The organism is Rhizobium sp. PAMB 3174 (assembly GCF_052908375.1).
Map to the genome: position 1 here is coordinate 718,992 of NZ_CM128608.1, position 15,970 is coordinate 734,961.

At 62.9% G+C, this 15,970-nt stretch carries 16 protein-coding genes; 9 read left to right on the top strand and 7 right to left on the bottom strand.

Annotated features, from left to right (window positions below; all coding sequences use genetic code 11):
• Positions 1–19 precede the first annotated feature (19 nt).
• Positions 20–1,288 carry an ABC transporter permease gene (locus ACU5AY_RS03355; protein WP_446828000.1) on the top strand — a complete coding sequence of 423 codons (1,269 nt, stop codon included), beginning with the start codon at positions 20–22 and terminating at the stop codon, positions 1,286–1,288.
• A gap of 15 nt (positions 1,289–1,303) precedes the next feature.
• Positions 1,304–2,158 (top strand): ABC transporter permease, encoded by an 855-nt coding sequence (locus ACU5AY_RS03360; protein ID WP_446828001.1) that lies wholly within the window; start codon positions 1,304–1,306, stop codon positions 2,156–2,158.
• A 61-nt stretch (positions 2,159–2,219) separates the two neighbouring features.
• Here ACU5AY_RS03360 and ACU5AY_RS03365 read toward each other — a convergent pair whose 3' ends face one another.
• Positions 2,220–3,086: a carbon-nitrogen hydrolase family protein gene (locus ACU5AY_RS03365; protein WP_446828002.1), complete on the bottom strand. Its 867-nt coding sequence runs from the start codon at positions 3,084–3,086 to the stop codon at positions 2,220–2,222.
• 20 nt (positions 3,087–3,106) lie between these two features.
• Positions 3,107–3,709 (bottom strand): GNAT family N-acetyltransferase, encoded by a 603-nt coding sequence (locus ACU5AY_RS03370; protein ID WP_446828003.1) that lies wholly within the window; start codon positions 3,707–3,709, stop codon positions 3,107–3,109.
• A gap of 148 nt (positions 3,710–3,857) precedes the next feature.
• On the opposite strand from ACU5AY_RS03370, the gene ACU5AY_RS03375 reads away from it, so the two are divergent.
• The 3 genes from ACU5AY_RS03375 to ACU5AY_RS03385 all read left to right on the top strand — a co-directional run bounded on the left by ACU5AY_RS03375 (position 3,858) and on the right by ACU5AY_RS03385 (position 6,150).
• Positions 3,858–4,259: a ketosteroid isomerase-related protein gene (locus ACU5AY_RS03375; protein ID WP_446828004.1), complete on the top strand. Its 402-nt coding sequence runs from the start codon at positions 3,858–3,860 to the stop codon at positions 4,257–4,259.
• A 94-nt stretch (positions 4,260–4,353) separates the two neighbouring features.
• On the top strand, positions 4,354–5,058 hold the full coding sequence (ung, locus tag ACU5AY_RS03380) for a uracil-DNA glycosylase (protein WP_446828930.1): 705 nt from the start codon (positions 4,354–4,356) through the stop codon (positions 5,056–5,058).
• Positions 5,059–5,217: 159 nt separating this feature from the next.
• Positions 5,218–6,150, top strand: a complete 933-nt coding sequence (locus ACU5AY_RS03385) for a VOC family protein (protein ID WP_446823381.1) — start codon at positions 5,218–5,220, stop codon at positions 6,148–6,150.
• A 9-nt stretch (positions 6,151–6,159) separates the two neighbouring features.
• On the opposite strand, the gene ACU5AY_RS03390 is transcribed toward ACU5AY_RS03385, so the two are convergent.
• A complete protein-coding gene (locus ACU5AY_RS03390; protein ID WP_446828005.1) occupies positions 6,160–7,053 on the bottom strand; it encodes a DMT family transporter in 894 nt (297 codons plus the stop codon).
• Positions 7,054–7,355: 302 nt separating this feature from the next.
• Here ACU5AY_RS03390 and ACU5AY_RS03395 point away from each other — a divergent pair, with 302 nt between their 5' ends.
• Both ACU5AY_RS03395 and ACU5AY_RS03400 read left to right on the top strand, forming a co-directional pair.
• Complete coding sequence (locus ACU5AY_RS03395; RefSeq protein ID WP_446823383.1) at positions 7,356–8,654, top strand: adenylosuccinate synthase; 1,299 nt, start codon at positions 7,356–7,358, stop codon at positions 8,652–8,654.
• Positions 8,655–8,709: 55 nt separating this feature from the next.
• Entirely contained in the window at positions 8,710–10,575 is a 1,866-nt protein-coding gene (locus tag ACU5AY_RS03400) for a hypothetical protein (protein ID WP_446828006.1), read from the top strand.
• An 80-nt stretch (positions 10,576–10,655) separates the two neighbouring features.
• Here the strand turns inward: ACU5AY_RS03400 and rpoH are convergent, their stop codons facing one another.
• Together rpoH and ACU5AY_RS03410 are read right to left on the bottom strand one after the other, a co-directional pair.
• Positions 10,656–11,570 carry an RNA polymerase sigma factor RpoH gene (rpoH, locus tag ACU5AY_RS03405; protein ID WP_446828007.1) on the bottom strand — a complete coding sequence of 305 codons (915 nt, stop codon included), beginning with the start codon at positions 11,568–11,570 and terminating at the stop codon, positions 10,656–10,658.
• 166 nt (positions 11,571–11,736) lie between these two features.
• Positions 11,737–12,765 (bottom strand): RluA family pseudouridine synthase, encoded by a 1,029-nt coding sequence (locus ACU5AY_RS03410; protein ID WP_446828008.1) that lies wholly within the window; start codon positions 12,763–12,765, stop codon positions 11,737–11,739.
• Between the two features lie 29 nt (positions 12,766–12,794).
• Between ACU5AY_RS03410 and ACU5AY_RS03415 the strand changes: the two genes are divergently transcribed.
• Both ACU5AY_RS03415 and ACU5AY_RS03420 read left to right on the top strand, forming a co-directional pair.
• On the top strand, positions 12,795–13,175 hold the full coding sequence (locus ACU5AY_RS03415) for a hypothetical protein (RefSeq protein ID WP_446823387.1): 381 nt from the start codon (positions 12,795–12,797) through the stop codon (positions 13,173–13,175).
• Positions 13,176–13,185: 10 nt separating this feature from the next.
• Positions 13,186–14,016 carry a TrmH family RNA methyltransferase gene (locus ACU5AY_RS03420; protein ID WP_446828931.1) on the top strand — a complete coding sequence of 277 codons (831 nt, stop codon included), beginning with the start codon at positions 13,186–13,188 and terminating at the stop codon, positions 14,014–14,016.
• A gap of 30 nt (positions 14,017–14,046) precedes the next feature.
• On the opposite strand, the gene ACU5AY_RS03425 is transcribed toward ACU5AY_RS03420, so the two are convergent.
• Entirely contained in the window at positions 14,047–15,177 is a 1,131-nt protein-coding gene (locus tag ACU5AY_RS03425; RefSeq protein WP_446828009.1) for a hypothetical protein, read from the bottom strand.
• Between the two features lie 175 nt (positions 15,178–15,352).
• A complete protein-coding gene (locus ACU5AY_RS03430; protein WP_446823390.1) occupies positions 15,353–15,943 on the bottom strand; it encodes a DUF1134 domain-containing protein in 591 nt (196 codons plus the stop codon).
• Positions 15,944–15,970: the final 27 nt, after the last annotated feature.

Genomic DNA, 15,970 nt, shown 5'->3' on the forward strand with positions numbered 1-15,970 from the left:
ACGACTGGGCGCGGGGCTAATGAGTGCAACGACGACAACTGACGGACCGGTTCTGACCGTCGACGGAAAGCCGCTGAAGGCGAGCTTGGCCAAGGCGCTGCGGCGCGAGAAACTGCGCTCCTTCATCCTGATCGCACCCTTGCTGGTCTTCATCATCCTGAGCTTCGTTGCTCCGATCGCCGACATGCTGATGCGTTCGATCGACAACAGCATCGTGCCAGAGACGCTGCCAAAGACCGTTGTTGCCCTGAAGGACTGGGATCCGAAGACCGGCGAAGCGCCGGGCGAGCCCGTCTACGCCGCTCTTGCCGACGACCTGAAGGTCGCGGTCAAGGAAAAGGCGCACACCCGTCTCGGTTCACGCCTCAACTACGACATGCCGGGCGCATCGAGTCTCATGCGCCAGACCGGCCGCGAGGTCCGCAAGCTTAAGGACAATGGCGACTACAAGGGCCAGTTCCTGGCGATGGACAAGGAATGGGGCGATGTCCAGTTCTGGAGCATGCTGAAGGTCCTGTCGTCCGAATATACGCCCAACTATTTCCTGGCGGCGCTCGACATGAAGCGTGACGCCAGCGGCATCCACCTGGCGCCGCCCAGCGAACGCATCTATCTTTTCCTGTTCGCCCGCACCATCTTCCTCAGCCTGGCCATCACGTTCAGCTGTCTTCTGCTCGGCTATCCGATCGCCTGGTTGCTCGCCAACCTGCCGGCCCGGAGCTCGAACCTCCTGATGATCCTGGTGCTGCTGCCTTTCTGGACCAGTCTTCTGGTGCGCACCTCGGCATGGAAGATCCTGCTGCAACAGCAGGGCGTCATCAACGATCTGCTCGTCTGGGCGCACATCATCTCGAACGACAACCGCCTTGTGATGATCAACAACCAGACCGGCACGATCATCGCCATGACGCACATCCTGCTGCCGTTCATGATCCTGCCGCTTTACTCGGTGATGAAGACCATTTCCCCGTCCTATGTCCGCGCGGCGAAGAGCCTTGGCGCAAACGACTGGACGGCCTTCTGGCGGGTCTATTTCCCGCAGACGGTTCCGGGCATCGGCGCCGGTTCCATCCTCGTCTTCATCCTGGCCATCGGCTACTACATCACGCCGGAACTGGTCGGCGGCACTTCGGGCGTCTTCATCTCGAACCGAATTGCCTACCACATTTCCAGCTCGCTCAACTGGGGCCTGGCGGCCGCGCTTGGCACGCTGCTTCTGCTGGTCGTGATGGTGCTGTTCGTCCTCTATGACAAGATTGTCGGCATCGACAACGTAAAGCTCGGCTAAGGAGGAGCGTTCAACATGTCAGGTCTTCCTCCCTATGCATCGGTGCCGCAGCGGATCTGGTACTATGCCTTCCGCGTGATCTGCGGGTTGATCTTCTTCTACCTGATCTTCCCGATCATGGTGATCCTGCCGCTGTCCTTCAATGCGGAGAACTTCTTCACCTTCACGCCGGCCATGCTGCATCTCGATCCGGCCGGCTATTCGCTGAAGCATTACGTGGATTTCTTCACCAATCCCGACTGGCAGCAGTCGCTCAAGAACTCCGTGCTGATCGCGCCGATGGCGACGATCCTGGCGACGGCGTTCGGAACGCTGGCCGCCATCGGCCTGTCGCAGAGCCATGTGCCGTTCCGCGGAGCGATCATGGCGGTGCTGATCTCGCCGATGATCGTGCCGCTGATCATTTCGGCCGCCGGCATGTACTTCTTCTATTCGCGCATCGGCCTGCAGGGCACCTATTGGGGCGTCGTGCTGGCGCATGCGGCCCTCGGCACACCCTTCGTCATCATCACGGTGACGGCGACCCTGGTCGGTTTCGACCGGTCGCTGGTGCGCGCATCGCTTTCCATGGGCGCCGATCCGATCACCACCTTCTTCAAGGTGCAGATGCCGCTGATCATCCCGGGCGTCGTCTCCGGCGCGCTGTTCGCCTTCATCACCTCGTTCGACGAAGTGGTCGTGGTGATCTTCCTCGGCTCCGCGGCGCAAAAGACGTTGCCATGGCAGATGTTCACCGGTCTGCGCGAACAGATCTCACCGACCATCCTTGCCGTCGCGTCGATCATGGTCGTCATCTCGATCGCGCTGCTGACGGTGCTCGAAATGCTGCGCCGGCGCTCCGAGCGGCTGCGCGGCCTGACGCCCGGTTGATCGATCCGGATTGCATCAATTGAGAAAAGGCGGCTCTCGGGCCGCCTTTATCATTTCCGCGTCAGTGTTCGCCGAACTGATCCGGCCAGTCACGTCGGGTGAAGACCTGTCCCTCGCGACGCAACCGCCGCACGGTTTCTAGATCGATGTCGAAGAACGACCAGCGACTTTCCTCGGTGAAAACGCTCTCGCTTTCGCCGATGACACCGCTTGGCGGCATGCCGTAGTCGGACGGGACATAGAGCGCCGACTTGCCGAAATTCTCGTCGACCGCCGGCGACCACGGCGCCCGGCCTGCGGTCGGGGACACGAGTACGGCAATCTGGTTTTCCAGCGCCCGGGCCTGCGCGCCGATCCTCACCCGATAGTAGCCGGCCTCGGCATCCGTGCAGCTCGGAGCGAGGATGAGGTCGGCGTCGCGTTCGGCCAGCGTGCGGGCCAGCATCGGGAATTCGTTGTCGTAGCAGATGAGGATGCCGAGCCTGCCGAGGGGAGTATCGAAGGCCGTCAGCCCTTGGCCTGAGGAAATACCCCATTGCTCCTTCTCGAAGCGAGTCATCATGATCTTGTCCTGATGGCCGATCATGCCGTCCGGGCCGAAGAGCCAGGAGCGGTTGCGGTAGTGTCCGTCTGGATCCTTCACCGGCGCCGAGCCGGGGCAGAGGACGATGCCGAGATTGCGGGCAATCTCTTCCGAAAGCTCCAGCCAGCGCGGCAGAAACTGCTGCAGCCCGGCAATCGAGGCATGGAGATCGGACCGGATGTCGGGCGCCAGCAGGCCGGTCATCACCATGGCCGCATATTCGGGCAGAAGCAGAAGCTCGGCGCCGGCGTCCTTCGCCTCCCGGCAATGGTCGATCAGGTTTTCGGCGAAGGCGTCGAAATCCTCAAACAGCGTCATCGCATATTGGCTGGCGGCAAGCTTCATGGGGCGCAGGCTCCTATCCGTCAGATCGTCTTCATCCAGAAGGACATGGGTTTCGGGCTTTCCTGGGGCTCGTCCAGATCCTTCCAACTGAAGGTGGTGGCGAGTTCCGGATGGTGGGTGTAGCCGCGCTTTGCCCAGAAGGCGTTCAGCGGCTGGTAGTCCTTTGGCCGGCGCGCGTGGTCCCCGGGCCGCTCGACGGCGCAGAAGGCGCAGGCGTGAAAACGGCCGAGCCTCTTTGCATAGGCTTCGCGTTCATCAAAGAACCGGACGCCGATGCCGAGGCCGCGATAGCGGTCGAGCAGTACGGATTCCCCGAAATAGAAGATCGTCTCCGGATTGAGGCCTGCTGCGAGGAAGGGCCGTTTCACCTCGTCCGTCTCGTCTGCCATCGGCATGCCGGTCGATGCGCCGATGACTTCATCGCCGTCGAAGGCGAGGACGAACAGGCTTTTCGACGCCTGCGCATAGGTCGAAAGATACTTTGCCTCGTAGTTCTCCGATCCGTCGTAGAGATAGGGAAACGCGCGGAAGACGGTGATCCGCAGCCGTGCGAGATCGGCGATATAGGGCGCGATCGCGTCGCCGTGGAAAGTCTCGATACGGATGCCGTCTGTCTCGTTCATGGCGGCGATATTCCATGGACGAAGGGGCGCGATCAAGCCGTTTGCGGACGTTTTCGGTCTGGCGCGATCTATCCATAGGTTGCTAGTGGAAGATGGACCGGCGGATGATTCCGCCAGACAGAGAGACAGCACGAACCGGGGAAAAGAGATGACAGCTGCCGAAACCATCGCCGCCTATTACGACGCCTTCAACCGGCAGGACATGGAACGTTTCCTGTCGCTGCTTGCCGACGACGTCGTGCACGATATCAACCAGGGCGAACGGCAGGTCGGCAAGCAGGCGTTCGCCGCGTTCATGGAGCACATGAACCGCTGCTACCGCGAAGAGCTCACCGACATGGTGATCATGGCGCATCCGGAAGGCGGCCGGGCTGCCGCCGAGTTCATCGTCAACGGAACGTACCTGGCAACAGACGAAGGCCTGCCGGAAGCGAACGGCCAGACCTACCGTCTGCCGGCCGGCGCCTTCTTCGAACTTGCGGACGGCAAGGTCACGCGGGTGACCAACTACTACAATCTCAACGACTGGATCGCCCAGGTCGGCGCCTGACGCGGTTCCTGTGGAAAGCCCGGGCAAGGGTTGACCTTGCTTCAGCCTACGCCTTCAATCGCCGGACTTTGAGATGGACGGAAGCGAGCAGGACATGGCCGAGGCAGGGATCAAGCTGGAAGAAAGCTGGAAGGCGCGGCTGGCGGGCGAATTCGCCAGCCCGTACATGCAGTCGCTCAAATCCTTCCTGACGGAGGAGAAGGCGGCAGGAAAGCAGATCTTCCCCAGGGGCGCGGAGTATTTCCGTGCGCTGGACCTGACGCCGATCGACAATGTCCGCGTGGTCATCCTCGGCCAGGACCCCTATCATGGGCCGGGGCAGGCGCACGGCCTCTGCTTCAGCGTGCAGCCCGGCGTGCGTATCCCGCCGTCGCTCGTCAACATCTACAAGGAACTGAAGAGCGATCTCGGCATCGAGCCTGTCCGGCACGGCTTCCTCGAAAGCTGGGCGAAGCAGGGCGTACTTCTGCTCAACAGCGTTTTGACCGTCGAACAGGCCCGTGCGGCATCGCATCAGGGCAGGGGATGGGAGAAGTTCACCGATGCGGTCATCCGCATCGTCAATGACGAATGCGAGAACGTCGTCTTCATCCTCTGGGGCTCCTACGCGCAGAAGAAGGCGGCATTCGTCGATACGTCGCGCCATCTCGTGCTGAGATCGCCGCATCCGTCGCCGCTTTCGGCCCATAACGGCTTTTTCGGCTCAAGGCCGTTTTCCAAGGCGAACGCGTATCTCTCTTCGCATGGCCGCCAGCCGATCGACTGGCAGCTTCCGGCGGACGCAAACGCCGCCGCCTGACCGCGCCAATTCGTCTTCCGAAGGTCTGCGGCCCGCCATCATCCGTCCACAAGTTTGCCATTGATGCCGGTTAGCCTCCGCAAATCGGGGTGAGGACGCATTGATTTGGAGTTGGACCCACAGGCCGCTCGGGTCGGCCTGCACGCGGAGGATGGCAGCATGCTGGATCAGATCAGAGGACTGCATCATGTAACGTCGTTGGCGAACGACGCGGCGGTGAACAACCGCTTCTTCACGCGTACGCTCGGACTTCGACGGATCAAGAAGACCGTCAATTTCGACAAGCCGGACATCTATCACCTCTACTACGGTGACGAGACAGGGACGCCCGGCAAGGTGATGACCTATTTTCCCGATCCGGCGCGCAAGCGATGCCGTCACGGCTCGGGCGAGGGCGGCTTCACCCGGTTCTCGGTGCCGCGCGGCTCCATCGAATTCTGGCGGCGGCGCCTGCTGGACGCCAATGTCGCGCTCCATCCCCACACGGACGCCTTCGGCGAGCGGCAGATCAACTTCATCGGCCCCGACGGCGAGGACCTGGCGTTGGTCGAGGCACCGGTCGACGACCGTAGCGCCTGGCTGGCGGGCGGCGTTGCCGCCGACCGGGCCATCCACGGGTTCCATTCCGTCACCCTTCGGCTGGCCGATGGCGGCGCGATGTCGGAGCTCCTGCTTTTCATGGGGTACGATCCGGTCGAGCGGCACGGGAATATCGTCCGCTACGCGCTGGCAAACAGCAATGGCGCCTCGATCGTCGATATCGAAATGGTGCCCGATGCCGCCGAGGCGGAGCAGGGGGCGGGATCCGTCCACCACATCGCCTTTGCCGTGGATGACAGGGATGCGCAGGACGAGGTGCGCGCAGCACTTGCGAATGCCGGCTTCAAGGTGACGCCGGTGTTCGACCGCGACTATTTCTCCGCCATCTACTTCCGCGCGCCGGGCGGCATCCTGTTCGAGGTCGCGACCAGCGAACCGGGCTTCGACAGGGACGAGGATCCGGCCGAGCTTGGCCGCAACCTCATGCTGCCGATCCAGCATCGTCATTTGCGGGCCGTGCTGGAGGCCAGCCTGCAGCCGATCGAGGACTGATCTGCGTCCTTACACCGGCTGCTTGCGTCGCCATTCGGCAATGGCGATGCCGGCCAGCACGAGGATGATCGCGACGATGTGGAAGACTTCGAGCCGCTCCCCGAGGATGGCGATCGACAGGATGGTGGCGAAGGCCGGTATCATGTTGATGAACAGGCCGGCGCGGTTCGGACCGATGCCCTCGACGCCCTTGATGAACAGGATCTGCGAGACCAGCGACGGAAAGATGCCGGCAAAGACGGCGATGCCCCAGCCGCGCGTGTCTGGCCATTGCACGCCGATGCGCGATACTTCCCACGCCGCGACGGGAATGCTGGCGAGCAGCGCGCCGACGGCGGTCGCCGCCATCAGGCTCTTCCAGTGCACCTGTGGCTTCCAGCGCAGCGCGACCGTGTAGCCGGCGTAGATGATGACGCAGACCAGCATCAGCGTGTCGCCGAAGTTGACCGTGAGGTTGACGAGCCGCATCAGGTCGCCGTGCGATGCCGTGACGGCGACGCCGACGAGGGTCAGCGCAAAGCCGATGATCTGGGCGGCGGCGACACGGGTGCGGAACAGGATGTAGTTGAACACGAAGATCAGCATCGGAATGCCGGCCTGCTCGATCGCGGCATTGACCGCGCTGGTATATTGCAACGCCGAGTAGAGAAAGAAGTTGAAGCCGGTGAAGCCGATCGCGCCGTAGCCGAGCAGCAGCAGGCGATGCTGGCGGAGAACGGGCCAGTCGCGCTTGATCTGCGGCACGGAGATCGCGAAGATCAGGGCGACGGCAAGCACCCAGCGCGACAGCGTCAGCATCGACGGCGTGATATGACCGACGGCGAACTTGCCGGCAACCGTGTTGCCGCCCCAGCTGAGCGTCGCGATGATCAGCGCCAGATAGGCCTTCTGTACCGCGCTCATGCCCTTGTCTTCCGGCAATTGGCGGCGAAACGGGACTGGCGAGCCCCTGTCCGGCAGGAACGTGTGGTCACGATGTCCTCTCCCTGAAAACGGCGGCTTCTGTGGAGGCGGAGCCTCATGGCGGGATGATCGGCCGCTGGTTTTTGCTCTAGCCCGGCTCCCTCTTGCTTGTCACGTGAAAAAGCCGGCTGAAGTGTCATATCGGAGTCGCAATATGGGAAACAACTCATTATACATGCGCGGGTTTGTAAAGATTGGCGTCGCAGTGGAATGCAAGCGCCGCCGCAGCTAGGGACATTGAAATGGCGAACGTCGTTGTTGTTGGATCGCAGTGGGGTGACGAAGGAAAGGGCAAGATTGTCGACTGGCTCTCCGAGCGCGCCGATATCGTCGTGCGCTTCCAGGGCGGCCACAATGCGGGCCATACACTCGTCATCGACGGCGTTTCCTACAAGCTGTCGCTGCTGCCGTCGGGCGTCGTGCGCGAAGGCAAGCTTGCCGTCATCGGCAATGGCGTCGTGGTCGATCCGCACGCCTTGATCGCCGAAATCGACCGGCTGGAGAAGCAGGGCGTCAAGATTTCGCCGGAAAATCTCCGTATCGCTGACAATGCGACGCTGATTCTGTCGCTGCACCGCGAGCTGGACGGACTTCGCGAAGATGCGGCCTCGAACAGCGGCACGAAAATTGGAACGACGCGCCGGGGCATCGGCCCTGCATACGAGGACAAGGTCGGCCGCCGCGCAATCCGCGTGATGGACCTGGCCGACAAGGACAGTCTGGCACTGAAGGTGGATCGAATTCTGACGCATCACAATGCGCTGCGTCGCGGTTTCGGCGAGCCGGAAATCGCGCATGCGACGATCATGGAAGAGTTGACTTCGGTCGCCGACCGCATCCTGCCCTACCGCGAAACCGTTTGGCTGCTGCTCGACAAGGCGCGCCGTCGCGGTTCGCGCATCCTGTTTGAAGGCGCGCAGGGCACGCTCCTGGATATCGACCACGGCACCTATCCGTTCGTCACCTCGTCGAACACCGTTGCCGGTCAGGCCGCTGCGGGTTCGGGCATGGGACCAGGCGCCGTCGGCTATATCCTCGGCATCACCAAGGCCTATACGACCCGCGTCGGCGAAGGGCCGTTCCCGACCGAACTCACCGATGAAGTCGGCCAGTTCCTCGGCGAGCGCGGCCGCGAATTCGGCACGGTGACGGGCCGCAAGCGCCGTTGCGGCTGGTTCGACGCGGCGCTGGTGCGCCAGTCGGTCGCCACCAACGGCATTCACGGGATCGCGCTGACGAAGCTCGACGTGCTCGACGGTCTCGACGAGATCAAGATCTGCGTCGGCTACATGCTGGACGGCGAGCAGATCGACCATCTGCCGGCGAGCCAGGGTGCGCAGCAGCGGGTCGAACCGATCTATGTGACGCTCGAAGGCTGGAAGGAATCGACCGTCGGCGCACGCAAATGGGCCGACCTGCCGGCCCAGGCGATCAAATACGTCCGCCAGGTGGAAGAGCTCATCGGTGCGCCGGTGGCATTGCTCTCGACCAGCCCCGAGCGTGACGACACGATACTTGTGACGGACCCCTTTGAAGACTAATCTCTAACGGGGACTGTGTTTTAGCCGGGATTCCGGCGCGAATGAGAAGGTGCTGATGTCGGATTTTGTTGAGGTCATTCGGCGTGCTGTCGACGGGTTGAAGGAGAATACGCCGGAACGACGGGCCAAAGTGTATGAAAAGGCCCGGACGGCGGTCGTCCGTCAGCTCGAGAACATGAAGCCGGCGCCTCCGCCCGCCATGCTGGAGCGGCAGATCGAAAAGCTCGATCAGGCGATCCAGGCGGTCGAGTTGGAACATACCGAGGCGTTGCCGGAGCCGGAGCCCGAACCCATCGTGGCGCCGCCGCCGGTGCAGCCGCGTGCCGCGCCGTCATCCGACGGCTCGCGGGAAGCGTTCGCACGGCAGGCGAGCGAGGCAAAGGCTGCGCTTTCGAAGCGTAGCCCGGAGCCGCATATGCCGCCGGACGAACCCGCCTATGACGAGCAGGTCGCCGCCACACCCAAGCGGACCGACTACAATCTCGATCAGGCCCACAACAATCTCGAAGACATCATCAATGACCTGACGGGCCGCAAGGCGCCGCAGAGCGCGCCTCCGGCCGCGAAGGCTCCGGCGCAGCCGGCGCCGGCGGCAAATGCCGGACCGCGCATGCCGAAGGCGTCCGACGAGCTCGACCTCGATTTCCAGGACGAACCGGCGCACAAGCCGGCGCCGACGGGCAGGTATGCCGCCGGGTCGGCGGAGGACATCTTTGGCGAGGAGGATTATTACTCCGACGAGCTGGATGTCGAACCGGCAACCCAGCGCCGTGGTGGAACAGCCGCCCCGGCGCAATCCCACAGCTATTCGAACGGCCAGTACAACGGCAGCTACAACGGCGATTTCGACAGTGAAGTCGATGAGGCCGACGAGCCCGCATCCATCGATCGCATGGCGTCCCGCCGCAAGAGCAGGGCGTCGGCATCGGAGGAAGCTTCGAGCGGCAATCTCCGCAAGATCATCATTGCCGCCGTCTGTATCGTCGTTCTGGCGGGTGCAGGCGTCGCCGCCTGGATGTCGATGAGCGGGGAGAGCGGCACGAAGACCGCGGAGGCTGTCAACACGAGCGCACCGGCCGAGACGACGCCGGCTGCAACGGAAGAACAGAAGCCGGCTGCGGAAGCCACTCCGGCTGCCGAGGAAGCCAAGCCGGCTGCGACGGCTCCGGCAAGCGATGCTCAGGATGCAGGGCCGCAGAAATTTACCCAGCGCCTGATGGCCGACGGCAGCGAGGTCAATTCCGGACCCGCCAGCGCGGACGGCAGCGATGGCGGCGCGGAGGGGCGCTCGGTCTCCGAGCAGTCTCCCGGCGCACAGGCAAACGCCGATACCGGCTCCAGTGCGACGCCTGCGGCGACGACCAGTGGCGCGCAGAAGATGCTGCTCTACGAGGAAAAGCTCGGCCAGAGTGCACCGACCGCGATCGCCGGCACCGTGACCTGGACGCTGCAACAGGAAGCGAGCGACGACGGACGTCCCGAACCGACGATCCAGGGCCAGCTGTCCGTTCCGGACAAGGGTCTTTCCGCCTTGCTGACCATCAAGAAGAACGACGACGCCTCGCTGCCGGCAAGCCATCTCATCGAGCTGGTCTTCTCGCTGCCGGACAATTTCGAAGGCGGCGGCATCGATTCGGTACAGCGGATCGCCATGAAGAAGTCGGAACAGGATCGCGGCAATGCGCTCGTCGCCGTGCCGGCCAAGATCACTGACGACTTCCACATGATCGCGCTCAACGATTTCGACGAGGCGAAGAAGGCGAACCTGGAGCTTTTGCGCACGCGTGACTGGATCGATATTCCGATCACCTACCGCAACGGCCGCCGCGCGCTGTTGACGCTCGAGAAGGGCCCGACCGGCAAGCAGGTGTTCGACGAGGCGCTCAACAAGTGGGCGGCGATGGGCAACAGCGGCAACTGACGCCTTACGCGAGATGCAAAACAAAACCGCCCGGCGCGATGCACGCCGGGCGGTTTTTTATATCTGCAATTTCGCAGCGATCAGAGGCTGGCGTCGGCATCCACCACGCGAACGGCCTTGGCGCGGTCCCGAGCTTCCTTCTGGACCGCGTCCTGCACCTTCTCGAAGGCGCGGACTTCGATCTGGCGGACGCGCTCGCGGCTGATGTCGAACTCGGCCGACAGCTCTTCCAGCGTCACCGGATCTTCCGACAGGCGGCGGGCCTGGAAGATGCGCTTTTCGCGATCGTTCAGCGATTTCATCGCGTTGACCAGCATGGAGCGGCGGGTTTCCAGCTCGTCCTGCTCGATCAGCACCTGTTCCTGGCTTTCGTGGTCGTCGACCAGCCAATCCTGCCACTGGCCGGATTCACCCTCCGTCGCCCGGATCGGTGCGTTCAGCGATGCATCACCGGACAGCCTCCGGTTCATCGAGACGACTTCTTCCTCGGAGACGTTCAGCTTGGTGGCGATTTCGCTGACCTGATCGGGCTTCAGATCGCCGTCCTCGATGGCTTGCAGCTTGCCCTTCAGGCGGCGCAGGTTGAAGAACAGGCGCTTCTGGTTGGCGGTGGTGCCCATCTTCACGAGGGACCAGGAGCGCAGGATATATTCCTGGATCGAGGCCTTGATCCACCACATGGCGTAGGTCGCCAGGCGGAAGCCGCGTTCCGGGTCGAATTTCTTCACGGCCTGCATGAGGCCGACATTGCCTTCGGAAACGACCTCGCCAATCGGCAGGCCGTAGCCGCGATAGCCCATGGCAATCTTGGCAACGAGACGCAGGTGGCTCGTGACAAGTTCATGGGCGGCGTTGCGGTCGCCATGCTCCTGGTACCGCTTGGCAAGCATGTATTCCTGCTGCGGTTCCAGCATGGGAAATTTGCGGATTTCGTCCAGATACCGGCTGAGGCCGGCTTCGCCCGAGGCGATGACTGGCAATGATGCGCGGGCCATAAGCACCCCTCCTTCTTTCTCGATGACCCCTCGCGCCGCGGCGGCGGCGCTTTTGAGCGGGCCAAAAACGCGTGTGTTCCTATCGAACCCCACACTGATAGATATCACAGATAAGTACGGCAAAACCGTGTTTCAAGCGGTTTTCGCCTTCACGCTTTGGTGAATTTCAGACGGCTCTCAGAACCTCTGCCAGCTCGGCCATGTCGGGGGGCAAGGGGGCTTCGAAATGCATGACTTCGCCGGTCGAGGGATGCTCGAACTGCAGCATGAAGGCGTGTAGCGCCTGACGCGGGAAACGGTTGACGACGGCCTTGGCCTCGTCCGGAAGCAGGTTCGCCTTGGTGCGGTAGCCGCCGCCATATTGTGCGTCGCCGATCAGCGGATGGCCGATATGGGCCATGTGGACGCGGATCTGGTGGGTGCGGCCGGTTTCCAGGTGGCATTCGACAAGCGAGGCGAGCGAGGTGGCGTCCGGCCGCTCCTGAAAGCGCTCCAGCACTTCGAAATGGGTGACGGCGTGGTCTGCGTCGACGGCGCCCTCGCGCTTGACCGCGCGCTTGGTGCGGTCCGAAATCGATCGGCCGAGCGGCAGGTCGATCGTTCCGCGCATCTGCGGCGGACGACCCCAGACGATCGCCTTGTAGGCACGGGCAAGCTCTGTCGTCTGCCCATGGTCGGCGAACTGCGCCGACAACGAGCGGTGCGCGAGGTCGTTCTTGGCGACGATCATGACGCCGGTTGTATCCTTGTCCAGCCGGTGGACGATGCCAGGGCGCTTGACGCCACCGATGCCCGACAGGCTGTCGCCGCAGTGATGGATGAGGGCGTTGACCAGCGTTCCCGTCCAGTTGCCGGCGCCCGGATGGACGACCAGGCCCGCGGGCTTGTTGATGACGATGACATCATCGTCCTCGTAGAGAATGTCGAGCGGGATGTCCTCGCCCTGGGGTTCCGGGTCTTCCGGCTCCGGCAGCGTGATCTCCACGATGTCGCCGGGGCGGATCTTGCGGTGCGCACCGTCGACGACGCTGCCATTGACGGTGAGGTTGCCGCCCTCGATCAGGCTCTTGATGCGGCTTCGCGAGAATTCCCCCTCCAGGCCGGCCGCAAGCCAGGTGTCCAGCCGCCCGGATGCCGTTTCATCCGCCGTGAGGACTTTCTTATTGTCGTGACCTTGTTTAAAGGGGGCTTTCATTTCCAGTTCCCGTGTGAAAGGCGAATTACATGGCTCATATCGAGCAAGACGAAGACGAAAAGCCGCTCGATCCGGCGATGGAAAACGTCCGCCGCAAGATGGTCCGCCTTCAGCTCGTATCGGCCGGCATCATGGGCGTGATGCTTATGGCGGTATTGGCGGCCGTTGTCTACAAGGTGACGCAGACGCCGGGCAAGCCGGCGACCGTCTCCGGCCCGCTTTCCGTGCCGTCCGACCAGCCGCTGACCGCAAGCGTTGCCCTGCCGGAAGGCTTCACGGTTGACGACACGTCGCTTTCGGACGGCCAGGTGCTGTTCTTCGGCCGTATGGCCGATGGCGCGCGCAAGGCCTTCGTGTTCGACATTGCCACCGGTCGCATCATTGCCGACATCAACGTCGGCAGCCGCTGATCCCATGTCCATCGATCGTTCCGTCATCGTCGTCGATGATCCGCAGGATCCTCGGATCGCCTATTTCCGCGACATCCGCGAAAAGGACATGACGCACCGCGAGGGCCGGTTCATCGCCGAGGGTACCGTCGTCCTCAGGATGCTGGCCGATGCGCACCGCCGCGGCGAGGGCATTGTCTGCGAGGCGGTGCTGGTGCTCAGGAACAGGCTCAACGGCATCGAGGACATTCTCGAAACCTTCCCGACGGATGTTCCGGTCTATGTCGCCGAGCAGGCGGTGATCGATGCGATTGCCGGCTTTCACCTGCATCGCGGCATCCTGGCGCTGGGACGGCGGCAGAATGCGCCCGACTTCGAGGCGCAGCTTTCGGTTCTGCCGGAAAATGCGCTGGTGGTCGTCGCCTGCGGCATTTCCAACCACGACAATATCGGCTCAATCTTCAGGAATGCGGCCGCCTTCGGCGTCGATGCCGTCCTCCTGGACCAGACCAGCTGCGATCCGCTCTATCGCAAGGCGCTGCGGGTCTCCGTCGGGGCGGTGCTGTCGGTGCCATACGTGCGCGGCGGCTTGGATACCGACCTCGTCGCGCGCCTTGCAGACGCCGGCTTCGACATATTCTGCCTGTCGCCCTCCGGTCAGCGGCGTATCACCGATGTGGCGCCACAGGGACGAACTGCCCTTGTGCTCGGCACCGAGGGGGACGGGCTTTCGCCCGAAATCCTGTCACGCTTCACCGTGGTCAGCATCGCCCAGGCGCCGGGCCTCGACAGCCTGAACGTCGCGACGGCGGCCGGCATCGCGCTCCACGAAATCGCCTCGGCGGCCGGGCGACTGAGCTAAACGCCTACATTTACGGGAAGCAGGGGTGGCTTATTCGGCGGCTTCGCCGGAGAGCATCTTGCGGGCGCGCTCGGCCAGGCTGCCGGGCACGGGATCACCGTCATCGAATGAAATGTCGGAGAGCAGGCTGCGGATCGGCGAGGCGGCGCCTTCCTCGCTGGCGGTCAGCGCCACCACCTTGGCCGCCATCGTGGCGATCTCCGTGCGCAGGGCGTCGTCCTTGTCGGCGGAGCCGGCCTTCATCAGCCGCTCGGAGAGGGCGGTATTCTGATGATAGAGTTCCTCGCGCAACCGGCTCATTTCGTCTGGCGACAGCATTTTCACGGCAGACTGTTCTCCTGCATGGGGCGATCCGTTGGCATTCGGCGCGGCATTGCTTCCCGGCGTCTGCATTCCGGTGGCGGCATTGCCGTTTCTCGCATCAGCATTGGCGGCCTTCAGCCGCTCCGTCAACTGGCGGATGTCCTGTATGCGCTGTCTGAGTGCCGTCTGCGAATCGGCATTCTTCGCCGCTTCCTCTTCCAGCCGGTTCTCCAGCTTCGCCACCTTGCTTTCCTGGCGGTTGGCCTGGAACTCGGCTTCCTTGGCGCGGTGCGTCATTTCCTTCAGTTCATGACGCAGCGCTTCCCGTTCCTCACGGATGGTTGACAGGCGGTATTTCAGGTTCTCGATTTCGGTATCGCGGCTGGCGATCTCGATCTTCAGCGTGTCGAGGTTGGAGGCAACCAGATCCACGCGCTTCTGTAGCGTCTCGGCGCTGAAGCCCTTGGCGGCCATCGCCCGCTCCGCTTCATTGAGGTGCTGCTTGAGACGCATCACGTAGCCGTCCTCGTCGCGGATCTTCGAGCGCAGGTCGGCGGCCTCGACGCTCATCTCCTCGACCTGCATCTTCAGCTCGCGGTTTTCCGACAGCAGCTTGCGTGCCTCTTCCGACAGGCTGTTGTTGCGCACTTCGAGATGGGTCGCCTTCTCGCGCTGTTTCGTCAGCTCGATGCTGGCCTTGGCGTTCTCGGCGGCATAGGTGGCGCGCGCCATGTCGCGCTGCGCGGATATCTCCTGGGGGGAAAGCGGCATGGTCGCCTGAAGGCGCCTTTCGGTGTAACGGACGATACGGCGGTGGATTGCGGGAGCCAGCAGAAGGAACGCCAATGCGGCGCTCAAGAAGCCCAATCCAAACAAGAGAGCAAATTCAATCACGGTCGGCCGTTTCGTCTGTTCCGTTGCGGTACTTAAAGCACCTTATACTGACAGCGGCAAGTTGTTGACCGCCGGCGGAAATAGAAAGGCGGCCCGCAGGCCGCCTGAATTCTCTGTCGTGGTTAACGCGGGAACCGGATCAGAAGGGGTTCCAGGTCGGCTGGCGGGTCAGCTTCAGGTAGCCGACATTGATGCCCAGCCGCGCGCCGATGCCGGTGCGGATCGGGACCAGCAGCACGTCGCGGTTTCTCAGAACCGTCATGCCGACGCCGGCGACGACGTAGGCCGAGCCGTTGACGCCGCCGAAACGGTTATAGAGGTCGTCGACATTCGGCAGATCATAAACCAGCATCATCGTGCGGTCGCCATTGCCGCCATAGTCGAGGCCGAGGGACGGGCCCTGCCAGAAGACGGTGTGTTCGCCGACATTCTTGGTATAAAGCGCACCTTCGCCGTAGGTCAGGCCGGCAATCAGGGCTCCGGAGCCTTCCTGGCCGAGAATATAGCCATTCGGCAGGCCGTATTTGGAAAACGCCGTCTCGATCACCTTGGCGAGGCCGCCGCTCGTTTCGCCGAAGAAGGAATGACCGGCATCGACGATTTCCTGCATCGAATATTCGGAGTTCGTGGCGGCGTAAGTAGAACTGGAAGGCACGGTCAGGCTCATGAAAGCCAAAAGGGCGGTGACGAGCCGCAAGTGTGCCCAGGTGCGCAATTTTTTCAGAAACATGGCTTCACCCGTTCATCGGTAATTCGG